24 protein-coding genes are annotated in these 23,979 nt (G+C 61.0%); 13 read left to right on the top strand and 11 right to left on the bottom strand.

The genetic code is table 11. The features are described 5' to 3' along the window. Positions 1 to 83 precede the first annotated feature (83 nt). From QU606_RS19900 to ahpF, 3 genes are all read left to right on the top strand, one after another. Positions 84 to 1,016, top strand: a complete 933-nt coding sequence (locus tag QU606_RS19900; protein ID WP_304997388.1) for a site-specific integrase — start codon at positions 84 to 86, stop codon at positions 1,014 to 1,016. 133 nt (positions 1,017 to 1,149) lie between these two features. Further along, a complete protein-coding gene (gene ahpC / locus QU606_RS19895; RefSeq protein ID WP_003173835.1) occupies positions 1,150 to 1,713 on the top strand; it encodes an alkyl hydroperoxide reductase subunit C in 564 nt (187 codons plus the stop codon). 126 nt (positions 1,714 to 1,839) lie between these two features. Continuing rightward, entirely contained in the window at positions 1,840 to 3,405 is a 1,566-nt protein-coding gene (gene ahpF, locus QU606_RS19890) for an alkyl hydroperoxide reductase subunit F (protein WP_069076033.1), read from the top strand. A 51-nt stretch (positions 3,406 to 3,456) separates the two neighbouring features. On the opposite strand, the gene gloA is transcribed toward ahpF, so the two are convergent. Continuing rightward, positions 3,457 to 3,978, bottom strand: a complete 522-nt coding sequence (gene gloA / locus QU606_RS19885; RefSeq protein WP_024075354.1) for a lactoylglutathione lyase — start codon at positions 3,976 to 3,978, stop codon at positions 3,457 to 3,459. Between the two features lie 199 nt (positions 3,979 to 4,177). Between gloA and QU606_RS19880 the strand changes: the two genes are divergently transcribed. Further along, positions 4,178 to 4,714 (top strand): DUF4946 domain-containing protein, encoded by a 537-nt coding sequence (locus QU606_RS19880; protein ID WP_069076032.1) that lies wholly within the window; start codon positions 4,178 to 4,180, stop codon positions 4,712 to 4,714. Between the two features lie 109 nt (positions 4,715 to 4,823). Here QU606_RS19880 and QU606_RS19875 read toward each other — a convergent pair whose 3' ends face one another. From QU606_RS19875 to QU606_RS19865, 3 genes are all read right to left on the bottom strand, one after another. Then, entirely contained in the window at positions 4,824 to 5,189 is a 366-nt protein-coding gene (locus QU606_RS19875; RefSeq protein WP_024075356.1) for a histone-like nucleoid-structuring protein, MvaT/MvaU family, read from the bottom strand. 198 nt (positions 5,190 to 5,387) lie between these two features. Then, positions 5,388 to 6,929 carry an EAL domain-containing protein gene (locus QU606_RS19870; protein ID WP_277377951.1) on the bottom strand — a complete coding sequence of 514 codons (1,542 nt, stop codon included), beginning with the start codon at positions 6,927 to 6,929 and terminating at the stop codon, positions 5,388 to 5,390. Positions 6,930 to 6,976: 47 nt separating this feature from the next. After that, positions 6,977 to 7,888 (bottom strand): LysR family transcriptional regulator, encoded by a 912-nt coding sequence (locus QU606_RS19865; RefSeq protein WP_024075358.1) that lies wholly within the window; start codon positions 7,886 to 7,888, stop codon positions 6,977 to 6,979. Between the two features lie 77 nt (positions 7,889 to 7,965). Between QU606_RS19865 and QU606_RS19860 the strand changes: the two genes are divergently transcribed. After that, positions 7,966 to 8,889: a DMT family transporter gene (locus tag QU606_RS19860; protein ID WP_277377952.1), complete on the top strand. Its 924-nt coding sequence runs from the start codon at positions 7,966 to 7,968 to the stop codon at positions 8,887 to 8,889. A 245-nt stretch (positions 8,890 to 9,134) separates the two neighbouring features. Continuing rightward, entirely contained in the window at positions 9,135 to 10,211 is a 1,077-nt protein-coding gene (hppD, locus tag QU606_RS19855) for a 4-hydroxyphenylpyruvate dioxygenase (protein WP_024075360.1), read from the top strand. Positions 10,212 to 10,266: 55 nt separating this feature from the next. Here hppD and rarD read toward each other — a convergent pair whose 3' ends face one another. Then, positions 10,267 to 11,148 (bottom strand): EamA family transporter RarD, encoded by an 882-nt coding sequence (gene rarD, locus QU606_RS19850; protein ID WP_102623395.1) that lies wholly within the window; start codon positions 11,146 to 11,148, stop codon positions 10,267 to 10,269. Positions 11,149 to 11,282: 134 nt separating this feature from the next. Between rarD and QU606_RS19845 the strand changes: the two genes are divergently transcribed. Next, on the top strand, positions 11,283 to 11,759 hold the full coding sequence (locus QU606_RS19845; protein WP_024075362.1) for an Lrp/AsnC family transcriptional regulator: 477 nt from the start codon (positions 11,283 to 11,285) through the stop codon (positions 11,757 to 11,759). Positions 11,760 to 11,793: 34 nt separating this feature from the next. On the opposite strand, the gene QU606_RS19840 is transcribed toward QU606_RS19845, so the two are convergent. Next, entirely contained in the window at positions 11,794 to 12,804 is a 1,011-nt protein-coding gene (locus QU606_RS19840) for an aldo/keto reductase (RefSeq protein WP_024075363.1), read from the bottom strand. Positions 12,805 to 12,885: 81 nt separating this feature from the next. After that, positions 12,886 to 13,788 carry a LysR family transcriptional regulator gene (locus QU606_RS19835; RefSeq protein WP_024075364.1) on the bottom strand — a complete coding sequence of 301 codons (903 nt, stop codon included), beginning with the start codon at positions 13,786 to 13,788 and terminating at the stop codon, positions 12,886 to 12,888. A gap of 101 nt (positions 13,789 to 13,889) precedes the next feature. On the opposite strand from QU606_RS19835, the gene QU606_RS19830 reads away from it, so the two are divergent. After that, positions 13,890 to 14,594 (top strand): SDR family oxidoreductase, encoded by a 705-nt coding sequence (locus QU606_RS19830; RefSeq protein WP_069076028.1) that lies wholly within the window; start codon positions 13,890 to 13,892, stop codon positions 14,592 to 14,594. 157 nt (positions 14,595 to 14,751) lie between these two features. Here the strand turns inward: QU606_RS19830 and QU606_RS19825 are convergent, their stop codons facing one another. Continuing rightward, positions 14,752 to 16,062, bottom strand: a complete 1,311-nt coding sequence (locus QU606_RS19825; protein ID WP_024075366.1) for an MFS transporter — start codon at positions 16,060 to 16,062, stop codon at positions 14,752 to 14,754. A gap of 173 nt (positions 16,063 to 16,235) precedes the next feature. Here QU606_RS19825 and QU606_RS19820 point away from each other — a divergent pair, with 173 nt between their 5' ends. The 3 genes from QU606_RS19820 to QU606_RS19810 all read left to right on the top strand — a co-directional run bounded on the left by QU606_RS19820 (position 16,236) and on the right by QU606_RS19810 (position 19,141). After that, entirely contained in the window at positions 16,236 to 17,342 is a 1,107-nt protein-coding gene (locus QU606_RS19820) for a sugar diacid recognition domain-containing protein (protein ID WP_024075367.1), read from the top strand. A 91-nt stretch (positions 17,343 to 17,433) separates the two neighbouring features. Beyond that, a complete protein-coding gene (locus QU606_RS19815) occupies positions 17,434 to 18,579 on the top strand; it encodes a glycerate kinase (RefSeq protein WP_304997386.1) in 1,146 nt (381 codons plus the stop codon). Between the two features lie 49 nt (positions 18,580 to 18,628). Then, the gene (locus tag QU606_RS19810; RefSeq protein WP_069076027.1) at positions 18,629 to 19,141 is read left to right on the top strand and encodes a GNAT family N-acetyltransferase; all 513 of its coding nucleotides are present in this window, start codon (positions 18,629 to 18,631) and stop codon (positions 19,139 to 19,141) included. Here QU606_RS19810 and QU606_RS19805 read toward each other — a convergent pair. The 3 genes from QU606_RS19805 to ccoN all read right to left on the bottom strand — a co-directional run bounded on the left by QU606_RS19805 (position 19,138) and on the right by ccoN (position 21,559). Next, entirely contained in the window at positions 19,138 to 19,830 is a 693-nt protein-coding gene (locus QU606_RS19805) for an aspartate/glutamate racemase family protein (protein WP_069076026.1), read from the bottom strand. The two genes, QU606_RS19810 and QU606_RS19805, sit on opposite strands and share 4 nt — an antisense overlap. 90 nt (positions 19,831 to 19,920) lie before the next feature. Then, complete coding sequence (locus tag QU606_RS19800) at positions 19,921 to 20,130, bottom strand: hypothetical protein (protein WP_024075371.1); 210 nt, start codon at positions 20,128 to 20,130, stop codon at positions 19,921 to 19,923. A gap of 1 nt (position 20,131) precedes the next feature. Beyond that, positions 20,132 to 21,559 carry a cytochrome-c oxidase, cbb3-type subunit I gene (gene ccoN / locus QU606_RS19795; protein WP_193689353.1) on the bottom strand — a complete coding sequence of 476 codons (1,428 nt, stop codon included), beginning with the start codon at positions 21,557 to 21,559 and terminating at the stop codon, positions 20,132 to 20,134. A 237-nt stretch (positions 21,560 to 21,796) separates the two neighbouring features. Between ccoN and QU606_RS19790 the strand changes: the two genes are divergently transcribed. Both QU606_RS19790 and QU606_RS19785 read left to right on the top strand, forming a co-directional pair. After that, positions 21,797 to 23,461: a nitrite/sulfite reductase gene (locus tag QU606_RS19790; protein ID WP_150055673.1), complete on the top strand. Its 1,665-nt coding sequence runs from the start codon at positions 21,797 to 21,799 to the stop codon at positions 23,459 to 23,461. After that, the gene (locus QU606_RS19785; RefSeq protein ID WP_102623389.1) at positions 23,458 to 23,922 is read left to right on the top strand and encodes a DUF934 domain-containing protein; all 465 of its coding nucleotides are present in this window, start codon (positions 23,458 to 23,460) and stop codon (positions 23,920 to 23,922) included. The genes QU606_RS19790 and QU606_RS19785 overlap by 4 nt, the downstream gene beginning before the upstream one ends. The last annotated feature ends 57 nt before the right edge of the window (positions 23,923 to 23,979 follow it).

Genomic DNA, 23,979 nt, shown 5'->3' with positions numbered 1-23,979 from the left:
ACAGATGGGATATTGGCGTATTATCCCGTGTCAAACAGGTTTCAGCCGCCGATACCCCCGATAGCAGTACGAATAGGCCTTTCATGAGCGATCTGGATCGTTACCTCAACGCCGCCACCCGCGATAACACGCGCCGCAGCTATCGCGCGGCCACCGAGCACTTCGAAGTGAGCTGGGGCGGATTCCTGCCGGCGACGAGCGACAGCGTGGCGCGTTATCTGGTGGCGCACGCTGGGGTATTGGCGGTCAACACCTTGAAACTGCGGCTCTCGGCGCTGGCGCAATGGCACACCAGCCAGGGGTTCCCCGACCCGACCAAGGCGCCGGTCGTGCGCAAGGTGCTCAAGGGCATTCGCGCCGTGCACCCTGCGCAGGAAAAACAGGCCGAGCCGTTGCAGCTCAAGCATCTGGAGCAAGTGGTGGCGTCCCTTGAGGTTGAGGCGATCGAGGCGGGCAAGGCTCAGGATCAAGCTCGATGGTTGCGCGCCAAGCGCGACACTGCACTGATCCTGCTGGGCTTCTGGCGGGGGTTTCGCAGCGATGAGTTATGTCGGCTGAGCATCGAGCATGTCCAGGCCGTGCCCGGAGCCGGCATCAGCCTGTATCTGCCACGCAGCAAAAGCGATCGCGACAACCTCGGCAAGACCTACCAAACCCCCGCTTTACTAAGGTTGTGCCCGGTGCAGGCCTACAGCGAGTGGCTCAGCGCGTCGGCCCTGGTGCGCGGTCCGGTATTTCGCGGTATCGACCGCTGGGGCAACGTGGGCGAGCAGGGGTTGCACCCCAACAGTGTGATTCCGCTGCTGCGCCAGGCCCTTGAGCGTGCGGGCATTGCTGCCGAGCACTACACCAGTCACTCCCTGCGCCGCGGCTTTGCGACCTGGGCCCATCGCAGCGGCTGGGATTTGAAGTCGCTGATGAGTTACGTCGGCTGGAGCGACATGAAATCGGCCATGCGCTATGTTGAAGCAACACCCTTTCTCGGCATGACCTTGGCCACTCCCGCGCTGATTTGATGTTTCTTCTATTAATACGGTTGCCTGATAGAGAAAGCCAATCGTCAGCATCAGGTTTGCCAATGAGCCATCGTCCAGAAGAGTGGGTAGGATTCACTTCATCAACTTCTTAACCCCTGACGGAGAGTCAACGATGCCTATCATCAACAGCCAAGTAAAACCGTTCAAAGCTACCGCATACAAAAACGGCAACTTCGTAGACGTGACCGACGCTGACCTGAAAGGCAAATGGTCTGTAGTGTTCTTCTACCCAGCCGACTTCACCTTCGTTTGCCCTACCGAGCTGGAAGACCTGGCTGACAACTACGCCGAGTTCCAGAAACTGGGCGTGGAAATCTACAGTGTTTCCACCGACACCCACTTCGCTCACGCTGCCTGGCACAACACTTCGCCAGCCATCGGCAAGATCCAGTACACCATGATCGGCGACCCGACCCTGACCATCTCCCGCAACTTCGACGTACTGATCGAAGAAGCTGGCCTGGCAGACCGCGGCACCTTCGTCATCAACCCTGAAGGTCAGATCAAGATCGTTGAGCTGAACGACGGTGGTGTTGGCCGTGACGCTTCCGAGCTGCTGCGCAAAATCAAGGCAGCCCAGTACGTCGCTGCCCACCCAGGTGAAGTGTGCCCAGCCAAGTGGAAAGAAGGCGAGGCCACCCTGGCGCCGTCCCTGGACCTGGTCGGCAAGATCTAAGTCTGTGAAGTATCAAGGGCGGATTACCGCACCTAAGTAAGCAACACCGCCCTCGAAACGCCCGGGCGAGATACGCTCGGGCGTTTTTTTGTCTGCAATAAACCGAATGAACAGGAAATCGCCCGTATGTTGGACGCCAATCTTAAAGCTCAGTTGAAGTCATACCTGGAACGGGTCACCCAGCCGATCGAGATCGTCGCCTCCCTCGACGACGGCGCGAAATCCCAGGAAATGCTTGCCCTTTTGCAGGACGTAACCAGCCTCACCACGCTGATTACCCTGAAAACCGATGGCGATGATGCGCGCAAGCCGTCGTTCTCCATCAACCGCCCGGGTGCCGATATCAGCCTGCGTTTCGCCGGTATCCCCATGGGCCATGAATTCACTTCGTTGGTGTTGGCCCTGCTGCAAGTCGGTGGCCACCCGTCGAAGGCCAGTGTCGAAGTGATTGAACAGATTCGCGCCCTTAAAGGCGAGTTCAGCTTCGAGACGTACTTCTCGCTGTCCTGCCAGAACTGCCCGGACGTGGTCCAGGCGCTGAACCTGATGGCTGTGCTGAACCCGAACATACGCCACGTCGCCATCGACGGCGCGCTGTTCCAGGCGGAAGTCGATGAGCGCCAGATCATGGCGGTGCCCAGTGTCTACCTCAACGGGGTGAACTTCGGCCAAGGCCGCATGGGCCTGGAAGAAATCCTCGCCAAGCTCGACACCAGCGGCATCGAAAAAGCCGCTGAGAAAATCAGCGCCAAGGACGCCTTTGATGTACTCGTCGTCGGTGGTGGCCCGGCCGGTTCGGCAGCCGCCATCTACGCAGCGCGCAAAGGCATCCGTACCGGCGTGGCAGCCGAACGTTTCGGCGGTCAGGTGCTGGACACCATGTCCATCGAGAACTTTATTTCGGTACAGGAAACCGAAGGGCCGAAACTGGCCAGCGCGCTCGAAGCCCATGTGCGCCAGTACGACGTCGACATCATGAACCTGCAGCGCGCCAGCAGCCTGATCCCGGCGAAAAATGCCGGTGAGCTGCACGAAATTCGCTTTGAAAGCGGTGCGACGCTCAAGTCCAAGACAGTGATCCTGGCCACTGGCGCCCGCTGGCGCGAAATGGGTGTGCCGGGGGAGCAGGAATACAAGGCCAAGGGCGTGTGTTTCTGCCCGCACTGCGATGGCCCGCTGTTCAAAGGCAAGCGCGTGGCCGTGATTGGCGGCGGTAACTCCGGCGTCGAAGCCGCCATTGACCTGGCAGGTATCGTCAGCCACGTCACGCTGCTCGAGTTTGACAGCAAGCTGCGCGCCGATGCGGTGCTGCAACGCAAGTTGTACAGCCTGCCCAACGTTGACGTGATCACCAGCGCGTTGACCAGTGAAGTCAAGGGGGATGGCCAGAAAGTCACCGGCCTGGCATACAAGGATCGCGACAGCGGCGAGTTCAAGACCCTCGAGTTGGAAGGCATCTTTGTGCAGATCGGCTTGCTGCCCAACACCGACTGGCTCAAAGGCACCGTGGAGCTGACGCCCCGTGGCGAGATCATTGTCGACGCCCGTGGCGAAACCTCATTGCCCGGTGTATTCGCTGCCGGTGACGTGACCACGGTGCCGTACAAGCAGATTGTGATCGCGGTTGGAGAGGGCGCCAAGGCTTCCCTGAGTGCGTTCGATCACCTGATTCGGACGTCCGCTCCGGCGTAAATCCGGGCCCGGAAATGAAAAACCCCATGAGCGATCATGGGGTTTTTTCGTTTACAGCGGCGCTGGCTGAATGATCTCAACCCAGTACGCATCCGGGTCCTTGATGAACGCCAGGCTTTTCATGCGACCATCGGTCAGGCGCTTCTGGAAATCGCAACCCAAGGCTTCGAAACGTTCGCATGCCGCCACGATATCCGGCACCGAAATGCAGATATGGCCAAAGCCGCGCGGATCGGTGTTGCCGTTGTGGTAGGCAAAGTCGGCATCGTTTTCGGTGCCATGGTTGTGGGTCAGTTCCAGGATGCCTGGGATCGACTTCATCCACTGGGTGCGCTCGGCAGCGTCGGCCGGGATCTGGGCCTTATCCACCAACGCCAGGAAGTACAGGCTGAATTCGGCTTCCGGGAAGTCGCGTTTTTCAACCAGGGAGAAACCCAGTACGCGGGTGTAGAAATCCAGCGATTTGGTAATGTCCTTGACCCGCAGCATGGTGTGGTTGAACACGAAGTTCGCGGTGGCGGTGTCAGGTTGGGCGGTGACGCCCGGGAAAGTGTTCAGATCGTGCAGGCTCATGGGCCCTCCAGGAAAAAATCGGGCAAATGCGGCTCGATGTGAGATGAGCGGTCCCTTGGCTTGCGGCTGGCATCCGTGCAGCCGAACCATGATACGCAAGGCCTGCGCGCAGCGCCAAATGAAAAAGCCCACACGGACCTTGCGGCCCGTGGGTGCCGAGGCTCAAACTTTGTCGCTTGAACCTTGGGCGTTTTTTGCAATGATCGAATTTCGTAGACCGCTGTTGAGTTCCTTGTGTTTGCTGATGGGCAGCCCCTTTGTGCTGGCGGCCGACCCGGAAATTCATTGGCCCAGTGGCTGGCAGGTGGAGGAGGTGGTGCCCGACGACCAGGCACCCGCCAACCCTGCCGCCGTGTCGCGCCAACGGGCCATCAAGAACGATGAAAACGGCAGCACCCTGATGGTCATGGAGTTGACTGGCACGCCGATCGAGGCCGGGCATAAAGTTAATCTTCAGGGGGTATTGCTGGAAATGCGTAAATCCATCCAGAAGGATTTTGCCCAAGGCGGTTATCAAAGCGTTTGCACCAAGATGCACCCCACGACGTTGAGTCGCCTCGATGCGCTCGAAACTACTTGCGTGATTACCGAAAACGGGCGGCATGTGCTGTCGCAAACATTGGTGGGCGCTGTTGATGTCGATAAAGCCTATGTATTTTCATACGCGGGCCAAGCGCAAGCTTACGAAGCGAGCAAGGATGAAGTCAGTTCGGTGCGTGACAGCTTGAAACTTTGATGGCGTTACATCAATCGTTTTTGAACCGAATGAAATGTTATTTAAGTTCGTTTTCGAACTCGAAAATAAAAAGCCTCGCTTATGCGAGGCTTTTTGTTAGTGCGGTGGATCAGCCGCGAAGCCAGGAGTCTACAGTGGCGGCGCCATACTGTTCTTTCCAGGCTTTCAGGCCGCGGTGATTGCCGCCCTTGGTTTCGATCAGTTCGCCGGTGTGCGGGTTTTGGTAAACCTTGACCACGCGTGCGCGGCGCTGTTTTGGTGCGGCGACAACCGACGCACCGGCCTTGCCCAGGTTGGGATCGAGGATCGAGATGATATCGCGCAGCCCTTTGCCATAGCTCTTCATGAGCGCTTGAAGCTTTTCTTCGAATTCGATTTCTTTCTTCAGGCCGGCATCGTTCTTCAAGGACTCCAGCTGGGCAAGCTGTTCTTGAAGGGCTTTTTCTGCTGCGCGAAATTCGGCGAGTCTGGACAAAATCTGTACTCCAATAGTGTATTTGACTGATATCAACTGCAGACAAAGCTACAAGCCAAGCGCGTTAAGGCGACTCGAGGAAAAAGCCGTCCTGCGGACTTCTGCACAGGCAAGAAAAATTGTAGTAGTTAATCCGTCATGAGTAAATCATGTCTTTTGTCTGAACAACATTATTTCATCGTATTAGTCGCTGGCTATTCAATGGCGGGCCAGGGATTTAATGAATTCATCACAAGGTAAAGGACGACCAAACAGATAACCCTGTAGGAAGTGCACACCGTGTGCGGCAAGGTATTCACATTGCTCTGCTGTTTCCACGCCTTCGGCAACGATGCCCAGGTCGAGCTTGACGGACAGTTCTATGATGCTGTCCAGGATGTGCCGCGAGAGCGCGTCCACACCGATCATGGCGACAAAACTTTGATCGATCTTCAAGTAGTCCACATTGAAGTTACGCAAGTAACCCAGGCTGGAATGACCCGTGCCGAAGTCGTCGATGGCGATCATGACGCCCAGCGCATGCAAGGCGTCGAACAGGCGGCGGGTGATGTCCGTGGGCTCGATCAACTCACGTTCGGTCAGCTCCAGTACCAGTGTGACCTGGCCAGGCGTGAAGGCCGCCAGAAACTCCCGGCAGTCTTCCACGAGCGCCAGGTCCTCGCAGTGGCGGGCGGTAATATTCACGCCGATATGAAAGCCTGGGCTGAAGCGCGCGGCATGGGGCGCCAGTTGCGCGGCTGTTTGGCGTAGCAGCGCGCGGGTCATCGGTACGATCAGGCCGCAATCCTCGGCCAGCGGAATGAACAGGTCGGGGCGCACCAGGCCTTCCTTGGGGTGTTTCCAGCGCATCAGCACTTCACAGCCCGCCCACTGGCGGGTATCGCCGCGGACCACGGGTTGAAAATAAGGCATGAACTCGTTGGCCCCCAACGCGCGCTGTAACTCATGGGAGGGGGCCGACACGCGTTTTTGCAGCCAGTGCGCAAGCAGGCCCGCCAGGATGCCGAAGAACACGACCAGGCTGAACATCGCCGGGTAGCGCGCTTGCATATAACGCCAGGTTTCGCCCGCCGGCATACCGGCTTCGACACTGTAGTGATAGCGCGGCGAGACCAGGTGGTGATGGGCCACCGCGAACTGCGGCACGGCCGTGTCATGCACGTTGCCCTCAGCGTCCAGCCAATGGGGGCCCACTTGCAGGACCAATTGCGCATAGCGGCTGATCAGGCGCAGGGCGTTGGTCAGGTGGTAGCCATCGATCGAGGCAAAGGCACCTTGGTCGCCTTCGACCAGGCGATAGACCAGCAGCGCGGTATCCGGTGTGACCGGGTTGCCATTCATCAACCACAGGCGACCGTCCACATAATCATCCGGATTGACCTGCGATGCGTAGTGGCTGCCGAACAATGAGCTGCAATAGATGTTTTCCTGCCAGGACAAGGTGGTGGCGCGTACGAACGGTCGGCGCGTGACCTGTTCGCGCAAGGCCAATTGCGTAGCGGCGTCGCAGGGTTGGCCGGCCAGCGGGAGCAAGGCTTGGGCCGCCAGTGCGGTGTTGTCGAGCATCAGGTCGAACTGGCGCACGGCCTCCTGGGCCGTCTGGGCCGTGCTCTGTTCAAGCGTGCGTTCGGCTTGCCAGTACAGGATGACGACACCCATCAGGATCGGCAGCAGCCCGGACAATGCACTGATCGAGTAGCGTGTGAAGGGCTTTCGAGGACCTTGGACGGTGAGCGGCATGAGTTCTACGGCCTGTTACACAGTGGGGGAATGTACCGGTAGGCCGGTCAGGGATGCGTCGATGATAGATGGCCGGCTGGAAATATGCTCGCCATTCCCGGGGCCTGTGCCATCGCGATAAAGGCCAGCGTGGCAGGAGACGACTGACGCCGGTCCAGCACGGCCAGGCCGATCTGGCGCGGCACGCGGGGTGACAACGCGCGTTTGACATAACGCGGGTCGCTTGCCTGCGGTAACGAGGCTTCTGCCACGATGCTCAGGCCATCGCCACGACTGACCGCTTCCAGGGTGCTGAGCAGTTGGGCGCAGCGATAGCGTACCTTCGGCTGCAACCGGGCCGCGCTGAACAGGCGAGTGACCAACTCCGAGGAGCCGGCCTCGGTGAGAATGAACGGATCGTCACACAGGTCTCGCAGGGTCAAGGCCTCTCGTGCGGCCAGGGGATGATCGGCGGGCAACAGCGCCACCAACTGGTCTTCGAACACCGCAAAGGTGTCGAGGCGCTCTTGTTCCAGTACCACGAAACCGACGTCGATACGCCGCTCATCCAGCCACTGGAGTACTTGCCGATCAGGCCCCTCGTCCACGTGCACTTCGATGCCGGGATGCGCTGCGCGAAACCGCCTGAGAATGCTCGGCAGCAAGCGATTCGACGCAGTGGGCCCAAACGAACCGATGCGCAAGGTGCCGCGCTTCATGCCTCGAGCATCGGCGGCCTCCTGTTGCAGGGTGTTGGCCAGGCCCAGCATGGCACGGGCGCGCCCGAGTAATTGCTGGCCAATATCGCTCGGCTCCACCAGGGTCTGGTGACGTCGAAACAGTTCCACGCCCAACTCCTGCTCCAGCGCCTTGATGGCGTGGGATACCGCAGATTGGCTGATGCCCAGCCGGTGGGCCGCACTGGTAAAGCCTTGCAGCTCGGCAACCAGGGCAAAAATTTCCAATTGAGTCAGTGTCATGAGCAAACACTCATTTTACGATGAGGAAGTATTAGCAAAAGAATAACTGCATTCTTTCGTCCCTCGAGCAACTTTCTATGAGCCCCACCCCGGATCGCCTGACTTACTGCAAACTCGCCGCCGTCACCATGGTCTGGGGCGGCACCTTCGTCGCCGGGCGTTACCTGGCCGATCAGATCAATCCATTGCTGGCCGCCAGCCTGCGTTTTCTCCTGGCGAGCCTGGCGCTGCTGCTGTACCTGGCTTGCGCGCGCATTGCGCTGGTACGCCCAAGCCCCCGCCAACTGGCACGGTTGGCGGTATTGGGGTTTTTTGGGATCTTTTTCTACAACCTGTGCTTCTTCTATGGGCTGCAGTACATCAATGCTTCGCGGGCATCACTGATCGTCGCGCTGAACCCGGCGGTGATCGGCCTGGCGTCCTGGCTGTGGTTCAAGGAGCGCCTGGGTCGCGCCCAGTGGCTGGGCATCGTGTTGTGCCTGGTTGGCGCGGCGGCGGTGATCGTCAGCCGCAACCCGCACGTGTTGCAGGGGGCCAGCCACGCCTGGATCGGCGACCTGCTCATTCTCGGCTGCGTGGCGGGGTGGGGCGTCTACTCGCTGCTGTCTCGTGGACTCAACCAAAGCCTGGGCCCCTTGCAGACGGTGACCTGGTCGATATTGCTGGGGACGTCGATGCTGGGCACTGCCACGTTGGCCACGGGAAGCTTCACCACCGCAGCACTCGGCAACGTTCATCTGCCACAACTCTTGAGCTTACTGTACCTGGGTGTGCTGGGCTCGGCCCTGGCGTATATCGGCTACTACGAGGGTATCCGGCGCATTGGCGCGACACGTTCCGGGGTATTTATCGCGCTCAATCCGCTGACGGCCGTGATCTGTGGCGCGTTGCTGCTGGGAGAGCCTCTGACTGCGCCGATGCTGATGGGGGGCGCGGTCATCCTGCTGGGGATCTACCTGTGCAACAAACCCCTTGCGCGGGTCAGGGCAATGGGGATTTGATAAGAGTACGGACAAACTCGGTTACGCTGTGTAGAATCGATTTACGCATACAAGAATATGGACTTGCGCTCACGCAAGCCTCGGCCGTCAGAGACTGATGTAACCATGAAGCTACTCGGCTCCCCCCTCATCTTTGGTGATTTCCTCGCCCGCAGCGTGCGGGGCCTCTCGTGTGCACCGCCCTCGCGCTTCATCCTTGCTGGCAATTGATATCCGTTAATCATAAGCATGATGAGGCGCCGAACATGGCAGACCAATACGAAAACCCGATGGGCCTGATGGGCTTTGAATTTATTGAATTCGCATCGCCCACCCCCGGCACCCTGGAACCGATCTTCGAGATCATGGGCTTCACCAAGGTCGCGACCCACCGTTCCAAGAACGTGGAGCTGTATCGCCAGGGCGAGATCAACCTGATCCTCAACAACGAGCCCCACAGCATCGCCTCGTATTTCGCCGCCGAACACGGCCCGTCGGTGTGTGGCATGGCGTTTCGCGTCAAGGATTCACAAAAAGCCTACAACCGTGCCCTGGAGTTGGGCGCGCAACCGATCCATATCGAAACCGGGCCGATGGAACTGAACCTGCCGGCCATCAAGGGGATTGGCGGAGCACCGCTGTACCTGATCGACCGGTTCGGTGAGGGCAGCTCGATCTATGACATCGATTTCGTGTACCTCGAAGGCGTGGAGCGCAACCCGGTAGGCGCCGGCCTCAAGGTCATCGATCACTTGACCCACAACGTGTACCGCGGGCGCATGGCTTACTGGGCCAACTTCTACGAGAAGCTGTTCAATTTCCGTGAAGCCCGCTACTTCGACATCAAGGGTGAATACACCGGCCTGACTTCCAAGGCCATGAGCGCCCCGGATGGCATGATCCGCATCCCGTTGAACGAAGAGTCGTCCAAGGGCGCAGGGCAGATCGAAGAGTTCCTGATGCAGTTCAACGGCGAGGGCATCCAGCACGTGGCGTTCCTCACCGACGACCTGGTCAAGACCTGGGACGCGTTGAAGCGCATGGGCATGCGCTTCATGACGGCACCGCCGGATACCTACTACGAAATGCTCGAAGGCCGCCTGCCGAACCACGGCGAACCCGTGGACCAACTGCAAGCGCGTGGCATTCTGTTGGACGGCTCGTCCATTGAAGGTGACAAGCGCCTGTTGCTGCAGATTTTCTCGGAAACCCTGATGGGCCCGGTGTTCTTCGAATTCATCCAGCGTAAGGGCGACGATGGGTTCGGGGAGGGCAACTTCAAGGCGTTGTTCGAGTCGATCGAGCGTGACCAGGTACGTCGCGGTGTATTGACCGCCGACTGAACAAAAAACCGCCCGGTCGAGGTCTGCCTCGGCCGGGCGATTTTTTTGCCTGGCGTCAGGCTTTTCGCTGGCGCACCAGGTGCTTGAAGCCTTCATATACCAGCACCATCACCGCCAGCCAGATCGGAATGTACGTCAGCCATTGCCCGGCCTTGATCCCTTCACCCAGCAGTAACGCCACGCCGAGCAGCAACACCGGCTCCACATAGCTGAGCAGGCCGAACAGGCTGAACGCCAGCAAGCGGCTGGCAATGATATAGCTCACCAGCGCCGAAGCGCTGATCAAGCCCAGCATCGGGATCAGTGCGTACAGCTTCGGATAGGCATCCAGCACCGCGAAGCCTTGTTCGCCGCTTTGCACGAACCACCAGGCCACCGGCAGCATCAACGCCATGTCCAGCCACAACCCGCCCAAGTGGTCGGTTGCCAGGTATTTGCGCACCACGAAATACACCGGGTAGCCGATGATCACCACCAGCGTGGCCCAGGAAAAACCGCCCGCCTGATACAACTCGTTCAGCACCCCCAGGGCGGCGAAGACCACGGCAATCTGTTGCAGGCGCGAAAGGCGTTCGCCATACACCAGGCGCCCGGTCAGCACCATGGTCAGCGGCAGCAGGAAGTACCCCACCGACACATCCAGGCTGCGCCCGTTGAGCGGCGCCCACATAAACAGCCACAGTTGCACCCCGAGCAAAGCCGAGGACACCACCACCCCGGCAATCAGCCGTGGCTGGGCCGCCAACCTGCGCAACAGTTCCCACACCCGTCGCCATTCGCCAGTGACCAGCATGAACACCGTCATGCACGGCACGGTCAGCAACATGCGCCAGCCAAAAATCTCCAGGCCGCTCAATGGCGTGAGCAATGACGTGAAGTAATACATCACGGCAAATAACACCGACGCCGATACCGATAACACAACACCTTTAGACACGCTGTCCTCGCGAAAACCGATAGCTAAAAAAGAGGGGGGATTTCAGGCTGGGAATATATTGCTTTTGAGCTGAGACGTTTGCTCTGTTTTGGGGCATCTTATGGGAAATTTTCTCACGCCCAGGATTCGTACGGATGTCCATCCCCCCGCAGCCACCCCTCGACGCATTCGATGTGGCGATTCTCAAGCACCTGCAACATGACAACACCACCGCCCTGCGGGTGATTGGCGAGCAGGTCAACTTGTCGACGGCTGCCGTGCAGCGGCGAATCAAACGCATGCAGCAGAGCGGGGTGATCACGGCTAATACGGCGGTGGTCAACCAGGAGGCGCTGGGCAAGCCGATCACGATCCTGGTGGAGGTGCACGCCGAACGCACGCACATCGAAGACCTTGATGTACTCAAGGCGCAGATGTCGATTCCCCAGGTGCAGCAGTGCTATTACGTCACTGGCGATGCGGATTTCATGCTGGTGATCGTGGTGGAGACCATGAAGGCATACGAGACCCTGGCCCGGCAGTTGTTCTACGAGAACCGCAATATCAAGTGGTTCCGCAGCATCGTGGTGATGGACCGGGTCAAGGTCAGCCTGGATGTGCCGCTGGACTGAGCCAGCGGCGCACATCCAACCGATGGCCGCCGGCTCAAGGTCGCGCGATTCGCCCGGAGACGAAGTGGCCCACGTCATTGAACCCCGGCGTCGACGAATGCCCCGGTGTCACCAGTGAGTCAATGAACGCTTCATCCTCAGCGCTGATGTGCACATCCAGCGCTCCGGTGTAGGCGTCCCACTGGGCTTCGGTACGAGGCCCGACGATCGCCGAACTCACTGCCGAGTTGTTCAGCACCCAGGCAATCGCAAATTCGACCATCCCCACACCGCGCCCTTGGGTGTAGTGCTGGATCTGCTGGGCAATTCGCAGTGACTCTACGCGCCATTCGGTTTCCAGGATGCGTTTGTCCTGGCGCGCGGCGCGGCTGCCCGGTTCAGGGGTGACGTCGGGCGCATACTTGCCGCTGAGCACGCCCCGGGCCAATGGGCTGTAAGGCACCACGCCCAGGCCGTACGCGGCGGCGGCGGTGAGCTGTTCGACCTCGGCCTGGCGATTGACGATGTTGTACAGCGGTTGGCTGATGATCGGCTTGTCGACACCCAGGCGCTCGGCCACGCGGATCACCTCGGCAATGCGCCAGCCCCGGTAGTTGGACAGGCCCCAATAGCGGATCTTGCCTTGGCGAATCAGGTCGCCGATCGCCGACACGGTCACCTCCAGCGGCGTGCCGTGGTCTTCGCGGTGCAGGTAGTAGATGTCCAGGTAATCCGTGTCCAGGCGCCTCAGGCTGGCTTCCAGCGCGTTGAAAATCCGCTTGCGGTTCAAACCGCTGCGGTTGGGCACGCCGTCGACGGGGCCGATGCCGACTTTCGAGGCCACCACCCAGTCCTCGCGATGACGCACGATGGCCTCACCGACGATTTCTTCGGAGCGCCCGCCGGTGTAGACGTCGGCCGTGTCGATAAAGTTGATGCCCTGGTCCCAGGCCTTGTCGATGATGCGCAGCGAGTCCTCGGTGCTGGTCTGTTCGCCAAACATCATAGTGCCCAGGGTCAGCGCGCTGACCTTCAAGCCGGACTGGCCCAGTGTGCGGTAAATCATGGAAAGCTCCTCGAAACGCGCAAATGTACGTTATGCAATACCAGACTCGCAGGCTCTGGAACAAGCCCTGCGCGCGTTTCTTCATTCGTTCAGCAAGGCCTGGCAGCGCACCTGTAAAAAACGGTGCAACACCTTCACCCGCTCCGACACTTGCAGGCGGTGGGGGCACATCAGGTTGAACGGCGTCGGTTCGCCCTGCCAGTCCGGCAGCAGTTGCACCAGGCGTCCGGCCTTGAGGTCGCGGGCGATATCCAGGTTGGCCTTATAGGCGATGCCATGGCCGGCCAATGCCCAGCGCCGCACGATTTCACCGTCATCGCTCAGGTAATCGCCCGTCACCTCGACTTCCTGGAGCACGGCGCCTTGGCGAAAGTACCAGGTGTTGTTGGCGCGCCCCTGGCGCATGTAGCGCAGCGTGTTGTGTTGCGCCAGCTCCGTCGGGGTGCGCGGCGTGCCATGGCGCGCCAGGTAGTCGGGGCTGGCGCAGGGGATGCGTCGATGATCGGGCACCACCGGCAGCGCCACCAGGCTGGAGTCCCGGGGGACACCGAAACGCAGGGCGATGTCGACGGTTTCGCGGAACAGGTCGGCATTGCTGTCGTTGAGCATCAATTGCAAACGGATGTTGGGGTGCTCGAGCTTGAACGCATCCAGCCAGCCCAGCACCACGTTGCGCCCGAAATCCGACGGCGCCGCCAACTGCAACAACCCGGTCAAGCCATGGCTTTGCTGCCTGAGCGCTTGCTCACCCTCGGCCAGCGTCGCCAGCGCCTCGCGCACGCTGTCGAGGTAACGCCGACCCTCTTCGGTCAGGCGCATGCTGCGTGTGGAGCGGGCCAGCAGGCGACTGCCCAGGCGGGTTTCCAGGCGCTTGAGGGCGATGCTGGCGGCGGCCGGGCTCAGCCCCAGGCTGCGTGCGGCGGCAGACAGGCTGCCGGTGTCGGCGGTGCGAACAAAGACTTCCAGGTCGAGAATCGAGCTCATTTATAAAAATCCTTTAAAGATCCTGTCGTTTTACCGGGATTTTTCGTCGATTGCCAAGCTGGGAAGATGAACGCTCACTTTCTAACCCAGGACATTTCCCCATGACATCCTCCCTCAGCGGTCAAACCGTGATCGTGATCGGCGGCAGCAGCGGTATCGGTGCCGCCGTGGCCAAGGCGGCGACCGCACGTGGTGCGCAGGTGGTGTTGGCTGGCCGACGCCTGTCCTCCGGCGTCGATAACGGCGTGCGCAGCGAACCGGTGGACGTGACCGACGCCAACTCCCTCCAGCAACTGTTCGAACGCGTGGGGCGCTTTGACCACCTGGTCTATACCTCGGGCCCTTCGGTACGGGCCAAACCCCTGGTCGAAACGGACCTGGACGAAGCCCAGGACAATTTCAACGTGAAGCTCTGGGGTTCACTGCGCGCCATCCAGTTGGCCCTGCCTTTTATGCATGAGCGCGGCAGCATCAGCCTGACCTCTGGCCAGTTGGGGAGAAAATTGGCACCGGGGCAGTTCATCAAGACCGGCATCAACGCCGCCACTGAAGCATTGGGCAAGCAACTGGCCAAGGAGCTGGCACCGCGTCGGGTCAATGTGATCAGCCCAGGCGTGATCGACACACCGGCATATGCCGGGCTGGCTGAAGAACAACGGCTGGCGATGTTTGCCAAGGCGGGCGGCGCGTTGCCGGTAGGGCGCGTGGGGCAAGCGGAGGAGGTGGCGGCCGGGTATGTGCTGGCCATGGAGAATGGCTTTATGACCGGTGCCGTGATCGATATCGACGGCGGCGGTCTGCTGTAGCGCTATCGCCCGGCAAACGGGTCTCCCAGTTAAGCGTACCTCGCCTTCTGTAGGAGCGAGCTTGCTCGCGAAAAACTCACTGGCACCGCGTTGATTCAGGAAACACGCGTTATCGTTGACGTTTTTCGCGAGCAAGCTTGCTCCTACATAAACGGCGTCAGGCCTTCAAGGTCCGCGTCATGCGTAACGCCAACACACTGCCCGCGACAATCACCGCCGCCAGCAAGTACAGCGCCATATCCGTCGACCCGGTGGCATCCTTCACAAAGCCGACGATATACGGGCTGAGGAAGCCGGCCATCTGGCCCATGGAGTTGATCAGCGCCAAGCCACCGGCTGCTGCGCCTGCGCTGAGCATGGCGGTCGGTACCGGCCAGAACATCGGCAGGCCGGTGAGGGCGCCCATGGTCGCGATGGTCAGGCCAAGAATCGCAATGGCCGGCGTGGTGGCGAAATTCACCGCGATGACCAGGCCGATTGCGCCCATCAGCATCGGCACCACCAAGTGCCAGCGCCGTTCCTTGCGCAGGTCGGCGGAGCGGCCCACCAGCAACATGAATACCGCGGCCAGCAGATAGGGAATCGCGCTGAGCCAGCCAATCACCAGGTTATCGCTGAACCCCAGGTTCTTGATGATCGACGGCAGCCAGAAGTTGATCGCGTACACGCCGCTCTGGATGCAGAAGTAGATCAGACCGAAAGCCCAGATCGCCGGATTCTTGAACACTTCTCCCAGGGAGTCCGTGGTGGTTTTCGGCTTGTTCGCCAAGTCCGTCGCTTGGTCGGCCTCCAGCACCGCGCGCTCATGGGGTTTGAGCCACTTGGCGTTGGCGAAGCTGTCACTGAGCAGGAAGTAGGCGAGGGCGCCGAGGATCACGGTCGGGATGCCTTGCAGCAGGAACATCCACTGCCAGCCCGCGAGGCCGCCTTGGCCGGCAGCGAAGTGGTTGAGAATCCAGCCGGAGAACGGGCTGCCGAGCAAGCCGGAGACCGGGATCGCCGACATGAACAAGGCCATGATGCGACCACGGCGGAACGTCGGGAACCACTGCGAGAGGTACAACACCACGCCGGGAAAGAAGCCCGCTTCTGCGGCACCGGTAAACAGGCGCAAGGTATAGAAGTGCGTCGGCGTGGTGACAAACAACAGGCAGGTCGACAGCGTGCCCCAGACGATCATCATCAATGCAATCCAGCGTCGTGGGCCGAACCTGGTCAACGCCAGGTTGCTCGGCACGCCGCACAGCACGTAGCCGATAAAGAAAATCCCGGCGCCAAGGCCGTAGACGGTTTCGCTGAACTTCAAGGCATCGAGCATCTGCAACTTGGCAAAGCCAACGTTTACCCGGTCGAGGTAGTTGAACAGATAGCAGATGAAGATGAAGGGAATCAGGCGCAGGGTGATGCGCTTGTAGATGGCGTTTTTATCGTCATCGGTGGCCAGTGTGGCAGCGGCGCTCTGTGACATGGGGATCTCTCTTTATTATGATTTTTCGCGATGCGCAGGTAACGTTGATCGCCCAACGAGTCTCGGCCACCTGGCGGGGTGCTGTCTTTGTGCTCGCGCACAGTGAAGCATCGTTTGCGCTGTGCCGATGAACAACCCTCCCTTTCAACGACTTCTTTCCAGGAGATGGCCCCATGTTCGAGCTGGATCATGACTTGGCGCAGGATATCGTCGACCGCACCATGGCGATCCTGCCCCACAACGTCAACGTCATGGACAGCCAGGGCCTGATCCTCGGCAGCGGTGAGCCCGAACGCATCAACACCCGCCACGAAGGGGCGCAACTGGTATTGGCCAATGGCCGCGTGGTCGAAATCGATGGGCAGACTGCCAAGCACCTCAAAGGCGTACAGCCCGGTATCAACCTGCCGTTGATGCATGACCAACGTCTGATCGGCGTGCTGGGCATCACCGGCGAGCCGGAAGGGCTGCGCACCTATGCCGAGCTGGTGCGCATGACCGCCGAAATGTTGGTCAGCCAACGTCACCAGCAGGTTGAACAACAATGGCGGCGCCAGCGCTGCGACGATCTGCTCGCCTTGTTGCTGGCTGACAGCGGCGACTCTCCCCGCCTGGTGGACGAAGCCCAACAACTGGGGCTCAAACCGCAGATGGCACGCACGCCTTACCTGTTCGAATTGGGGGTGGGGCAATCGGCGGAGGCCTTGAGTGCCTGGCTGACATCGCGCTACCCGGACAGCTGGTGTGTGAGCTCGGCGCAGTTTTCCCTGCTGTGGTGCCGACCGGCAGCCGTGCCGGTGGACAACCTCCGCCTGCTGGAGAAGCTTCAGGGCCTGGGCTGGAACATCCTGCGCGTCGCCGTTGGCGGGCAGGCCGATGGGCTGGCGGGATTGCGTCGATGCTACCGCAGGGTCGGCGATTTGTTGGCCTATGGGCGCGATATCTTGCCCCAGTCGCGCCTGTTGACCCTCAACCGTTACCGTCTGCCGGTGATGCTGTGGCGCCATCGCAACGACGATGCGCTGGACGAACTGCTCAACCCCTTGCGCAAAGTGCTGGCCAAAGACAGCAACGGCCAACTCCTGGCCACGTTGCGCAGCTGGTGCGATCACGATGGGCAAAGCCAGGCTTGCGCCGATGCCTTGGGTATCCACCGTAACAGCCTGCGCTACCGCATGGAACGCATCGCCGAGCTGAGCGGCGTCGACCCGCTGACCCTCGATGGCATGCTCGCGCTGTACCTTGGCGTGCAGCTATTGCCCCAGCCTTTGTCCGAATGAACAACAAACCCCACCCGCACTTGTGCATCGGACCGGCGTTATTCCCGGAGCCAACTGGCAGCATGGGCGTCATAAAAACCGGAGAAAGCCCATGAAAATCATCATCGCCCCCGACTCGTTCAAGGACAGCCTGAGTGCCGACGGCGTCGCCCAGGCCATTGCCGAAGGCTTGGCCCAGGTCTGGCCGGATGCACAGTTGATCCAGTGCCCGATGGCGGATGGCGGTGAAGGTACGGTGGATTCGGTGCTTGCGGCGTGCAATGGCGAGCTGCGTCACCAGCGCGTACGCGGCCCGCTCGGCGCGACGGTTGACGCGCGTTGGGGCTGGTTGGCCGACAGCCACACCGCCATCATCGAAATGGCCGAGGCCAGTGGCCTGCAACGGGTGCCGCCAGGCCAGCGCGATGCATGCCGGACCACCACCTATGGCACCGGCGAACTGATCCGCGCGGCCCTGGATGCTGGCGCCCAACGCATCATCCTGGCGATTGGTGGCAGCGCGACCAACGACGGCGGCGCGGGGGCCATGCAGGCCCTTGGTGTGCAACTGTTCGACGCCGAAGATCAGGCCCTGGCACCGGGTGGCCTGGCGTTGGGCCAACTGGCACGTATCAGCCTCGAGCAACTGGACCCGCGCCTGGCCCAAGTGCGTTTCGACATCGCCGCCGACGTGAACAATCCGTTATGCGGTCCCCACGGCGCCTCGGCGATTTTCGGCCCGCAGAAAGGTGCCAACCCCGAGCACGTCCAACAGCTGGACGCCGCCCTTGGCCACTTTGCCGACCATTGCGCCCAGGTCCTGCCCAGGGACGTGCGCGACGAGCCCGGCAGCGGTGCCGCCGGTGGCCTGGGCTTCGCCGCCAAGGCCTTTCTGGGCGCACAGTTCCGCGCCGGTGTGGAGGTGGTGGCCGAACTGGTGGGCCTCGACGAAGCCGTACGCGGCGCCGACCTGGTGATCACCGGCGAAGGCCGCTTCGACGCCCAGACCCTGCGGGGCAAAACCCCGTTTGGTGTGGCGCGTATCGCTCGCCGGCACAACGTCCCCGTCATCGTGATCGCCGGCACCCTGGGCGAGGGCTACGAGCAGATGTACGCCCATGGGGTGGCGGCTGCTTTTGCTTTGCCCTCCGGGCCGATGAGCCTGGAGCAGGCGTGCAGTGAGACACTGCGCTTGTTGCGGGAGAGGTCGGCGGATATTGCGCGGGTGTGGCGGTTGGCGGCGTTGCACCGCCGATAGAGCCACCCCTACACTGGGCGGCCACTTGTTTTTCAAAGGATGAAACACAATGCACCCGCCTGAACCCCATATCGTGATCCAGCGCTTTACCGAAGCTCACCTTGAAGGCGTCGCCGCGCTCTACAACGAGCCGGCCGTATGCCGTCAGGTGCTGCAAATGCCTTTTCAGTCCGCTGAAACCTGGCGCAAACGCCTGGTGATGGACAACGAGCGGCGGCTCCAACTGGTGGCGCTGCATGGGGGGGAAGTGATTGGCCAGCTTGGCCTGGAACAGTACCTGCGCGTACGCCAGGCCCATGTGGGATCGTTCGGCATGGGCGTGGCCACGGCTTGGCAAGGCAAGGGGGTGGGCTCGCGGTTGTTGGCCGCTGCGCTGGACGTGGCCGACAACTGGATGAACTTGCACCGTGTCGAACTCACGGTGTATGCCGACAACGAAGCCGCGCATAACCTGTATCGCAAGTTCGGCTTCGAAGTCGAAGGGCGGCTGCGCGATTACGCCCTGCGTGATGGTGTGTTCGTCGACACCCTGAGCATGGCGCGCCTGCGTCGGTCGGCTTAATCCTGCAAGGCAAACGCCACCGCAGCCTGCGCATGCAGCTCGGTGGTGTCCAGCAGCGGCAGGTCGCTGTGTTCCGGCTTGATCAGCAGGCTGATTTCCGTACACCCGAGGATGATGGCCTGGGCGCCGCGCGCGCCCAGGGACTCGATCACCCGCTGGTATACCTGGCGGGACGCCTCGCTGATCACCCCCACACACAACTCCTCATAGATGATCCGGTGTACCGCCTGGCGTTCATGCGCCTCGGGCACCAGCACGGTCAAGCCCTGGGCGGCCAGGCGTGATTTGAGAAAGTCCTGCTCCATGGTGAACGCCGTGCCGAGCAAGCCGACCGTCAAGGTGCCCGCTTCGACGGCCGCCGCACTGGCGGCATCGGCGATATGCAGGAATGGGATCGACACCGCCGCCTCAATACGCGGCGCCACCAGGTGCATGGTATTGGTACACAGCACTACGCACTCGGCTCCCCCGGCCTGCAAGCGGCGCGCGGCATCTTCCAGGATCAGCGCGGCGTCGTCCCAACGCCCGGCATGCTGGGCCTGTTCCACCGGGCCGAAGTCCACGCTGTACATCAACAATTGCGCCGAGCGCAGCGGGCCGAGCTGGTCGCGCACGTGCTGGTTGATGATGCGGTAGTACTCGGCGCTGGACTCCCAGCTCATGCCGCCGATAAGGCCGATGGTGCGCATGCGATGCTCCTGACAAGGAATGTCGCCCCACCTTACTCATCGGTCGCCGAATAGTCATACGCAGTTGCCGAGCAAATGACCGGAGCAGTTTCACATGTCCAGGTTGATCCAGCCCGGCCGGGCGGTTTCCGGTGCCACCGCGTGGACCGGCTTTCCAGTGGCCAGCTCCACCCGCCGTGCCACTTCCGGGTCGTCGGCAAAGGGAATCAGACTGGCCTCATCCAGGCTCTCGTTGGTCTGCCCGCGCAGGCAGTACTCCACCGCGCCATACAGGCATATCAGTATGAGGAAACTCCACATATCAAGCGATCCGCGCATCGAGCTGGGCCACATGCAAGTCGGCGACCCGCACCGTGCGCCAGGTGTTGTAGGCCATCAGCAGCATGCCGCTGAGAAAGAACAGGCCGCCGGCAAAACGCACCACAAAGCCGGGGTGGCTGGCCTGCAAGGCTTCGACAAACGAGTAGGTGAGCGTGCCGTCATCGTTCACCGCCCGCCACATCAAGCCCTGGGTGATGCCGTTGACCCACATCGAGGCGATGTACAACACCGTGCCGATGGTCGCCAACCAGAAGTGCAGGTTGATCAGGGGCACGCTGTGCATTTGTTCACGCCCGAATACCTTGGGGATCATGTGGTAGAGCGCGCCAAAGGTAATCATCGCCACCCAGCCCAAGGCTCCGGCGTGGACGTGGCCGATGGTCCAGTCGGTGTAGTGGGAGAGCGCGTTGACCGTCTTGATCGCCATCATCGGGCCCTCGAAGGTCGACATGCCGTAGAACGCAAGCGACAACACCAAAAAGCGCAGGATCGGGTCGGTGCGTAACTTATGCCAGGCGCCGGACAAGGTCATCATGCCGTTGATCATGCCACCCCAGCTTGGCGCCAGCAGGATCAATGACATCGCCATGCCCAGCGACTGTGCCCAGTCCGGCAGTGCGGTGTAGTGCAGGTGGTGTGGGCCGGCCCAGATATACAGGGTGATCAGCGCCCAGAAGTGCACGATGGACAGGCGATAGGAATACACCGGACGCCCGACTTGTTTGGGCACGAAGTAGTACATCATCCCGAGAAAACCGGTAGTGAGGAAAAAGCCTACGGCGTTATGTCCGTACCACCATTGCACCATCGCGTCGGTGGCCCCGGCGTAGACCGGATAGGACTTGAACCAGTCCACCGGGATCGCCAGGTGATTGACCACGTGCAGCATCGCGATCACTAGGATAAACGCGCCGAAGAACCAGTTGCCCACGTAGATATGCGCGGTCTTGCGCCGCACTACGGTGGTGAAAAACACAATGGCATAGGCCACCCACACCACGGTCATCCACACCGCGCCGGAGAACTCGATCTCGGCGTATTCCTTGGTGGTGGTGTAGCCCAGTGGCAGGCTGACCAGCATGATCACGATCACTGACTGCCAGCCCCAGAAGGTGAATGCGGCCAGCGTGTCGGAAAACAGCCGAACCTGGCAGGTGCGTTGTACCGCGTAGTAACTGGCGGCAAATTGCGCACTGCCGGCAAAACCGAAGATCACCAGGCTGGTGTGCAGCGGTCGCAGGCGACCAAAGGTGGTCCAGGGCAGGTCAAGGTTCATCTCGGGCCAGACCAGTTGCGAGGCGATCCAGACGCCCATGGCCATGCCCACCACGCCCCACACGAGGGTGGCGATCACGAATTGGCGGACGACTTTATAGTTATAGGCCTGTCCGGTTGCTGCTGTAGTCATGCTCAGTCCTCCCACGGTTCCAAGTGGCGGCACTGTAGGAAGCGTGGGCAAAACAAAACAGACTCAGAAAAACCTCATTACTGCGGATCAGTTTATCCAGCCTGAAAACGCTGCTCTAAGGCCATCTGATCCGCTTTTTATCGCTGGATGTGAATCTATAACGCGCTGCGCCGCAGGTGCATAGTCGTGCCATAGAAGCCGCACCGTGGATGCGGCCCACCCTGATGAGGCAGTGATATGTACCAATACGACGCATACGACCGGGCGTTGGTGTTCGAGCGCGTGGCGCAATTTCGTGACCAGGTGGAACGCTTTATCGCCGGCGACCTGAGCGAGGAGGAGTTCCTGCCTCTGCGCCTGCAAAACGGCCTGTACCTGCAAAAGCATGCCTACATGCTGCGTGTGGCAATCCCCTACGGCACCTTGAGTGCCGGGCAATTGCGCACGCTGGCTGGCATTGCACGGGATTACGACCGTGGCTACGGCCATTTCACTACGCGGCAGAACCTGCAATTCAACTGGATCGAACTGCACCAGGTGCCCGACATCCTCGAACGCCTGGCCCAGGTCGACATGCATGCGATCCAGACCTCCGGTAACTGCGTGCGCAATATCACCACGGAAGCCTTTGCCGGGGTCGCCGCCGATGAGATTCTGGACCCGCGCCCGCTGGCGGAGATCCTGCGGCAGTGGTCGACCATCAACCCGGAGTTCCTGTTCCTGCCCCGCAAGTTCAAGATCGCCATCTGCTCGGCCGACGAAGACCGCGCCGCGATCATGATGCATGACATCGGCCTGTACCTTTACCGTGACCGCCAGGGCGACATGCTGTTGCGCGTGATGGTGGGCGGTGGGCTGGGGCGCACGCCAATCCTGGGGCTGATGATTCGCGAGGGGTTGCCGTGGCAGCACCTGTTGTCCTATGTCGAGGCGATATTGCGCGTGTACAACCGCCACGGTCGGCGGGATAACAAATACAAGGCGCGCATCAAGATCCTGGTCAAGGCCCTGGGGATCGAAGCGTTTTCCCGCGAGGTGGAAGAAGAGTGGCAGTACTTGCGTGACGGCCCGGCGCAGTTGACCGACGCCGAATATACCCGTGTGGCGTCGGCCTTCGTCCCACCGGCCTATGCGCACCTGGCCGACACCAGCCTGGCTTATGGCACCGCCCTGGCGGACAACCCGCACTTTGCACGCTGGGTCAGCCGTAATGTGATGCCACATAAAGTACCGGGCTACACCAGCGTGGTGCTTTCCACCAAGCCGGGAATCAGCGCGCCGCCGGGCGATGTGACCGCCCGGCAAATGGATGCCGTGGCGCAGTGGTCAGAGCGTTTCGGCTTTGGGGAAATACGCATCGCCCATGAGCAGAACATCGTGCTGCCGGACGTGCCCAAGGAACAGCTGCATGCCCTGTGGACACTGGCCTGCGAACACGACCTGGGTGCGGCCAATATCGGCTTGTTGACCGATATCATTGCCTGCCCGGGCGGCGATTTCTGCGCCTTGGCCAACGCCAAGTCGATCCCCATCGCCCAGGCGATCCAGCAGCGTTTCGATAACCTGGACTACCTGCATGACCTGGGTGATATCAGCTTGAATATTTCCGGCTGCATCAATGCCTGCGGCCATCACCACATCGGCAATATCGGCATTCTTGGCGTCGACAAGAATGGCAGCGAGTGGTACCAGATCACCCTCGGTGGCGCCCAGGGCAAGCACAGCGCCTTGGGCAAAGTGATCGGGCCATCGTTCAGCGCCGCCGAAATTCCCGATGTGATCGAGCGAGTCATCAGCACCTTCGTGCGCTACCGCGAAAGCGAGGAGCGTTTTGTCGACACGCTGCAGCGCATTGGCCTGGAGCCGTTCAAGGAACGGGTCTACGCGGGGCAGCCGGCATGATCAACCTATTGAGGCTGGAACAGGGTGTGGCGCGGATCGTCGAGGATGACCCCTGGGTATTGGTGCGCGACGAGGTGCGAGCGCCTGGCCCGTTGATCCTGCCGCTGGCAGCCTATGAGGCGGGGCAGGGCGTGTGGTTGGGGCCGGATGATGAGGTCGAGCACCTGCAACCCTGGCTCGCCACCTTGCCGCTGATCGCCCTGGACTTCCCCAGCTTTCGCGATGGACGTGCCTACAGCCAAGCCTATCTGTTGCGCACGCGACTGGGCTGGCGAGGTGAGTTGCGCGCAATTGGCGATGTATTGCGCGACCAACTCAGCCATATGCGTCAATGCGGGTTCGATGCGTTTGCGCTGCGCGCCGACAAGTCCGCCGAGGATGCCCTCAAGGGCCTGGCGGGGATGAGCGTGCTGTATGGCCGCAGCGCCATCGAGCCACGGCCGTTGTTTCGCAGGCGATAGGCTGACGGGCGTTAATCGTACGGCCAGGCGCCGCATCTGCCATGATCGGGTTTCGCA

Source organism: Pseudomonas sp. OVF7, assembly GCF_030644265.1.
GTDB lineage: Bacteria > Pseudomonadota > Gammaproteobacteria > Pseudomonadales > Pseudomonadaceae > Aquipseudomonas > Aquipseudomonas gorinensis.
The sequence above is the reverse complement of the archived record's forward strand: the minus strand, read 5'-3'. Positions and strand labels throughout refer to the sequence as shown.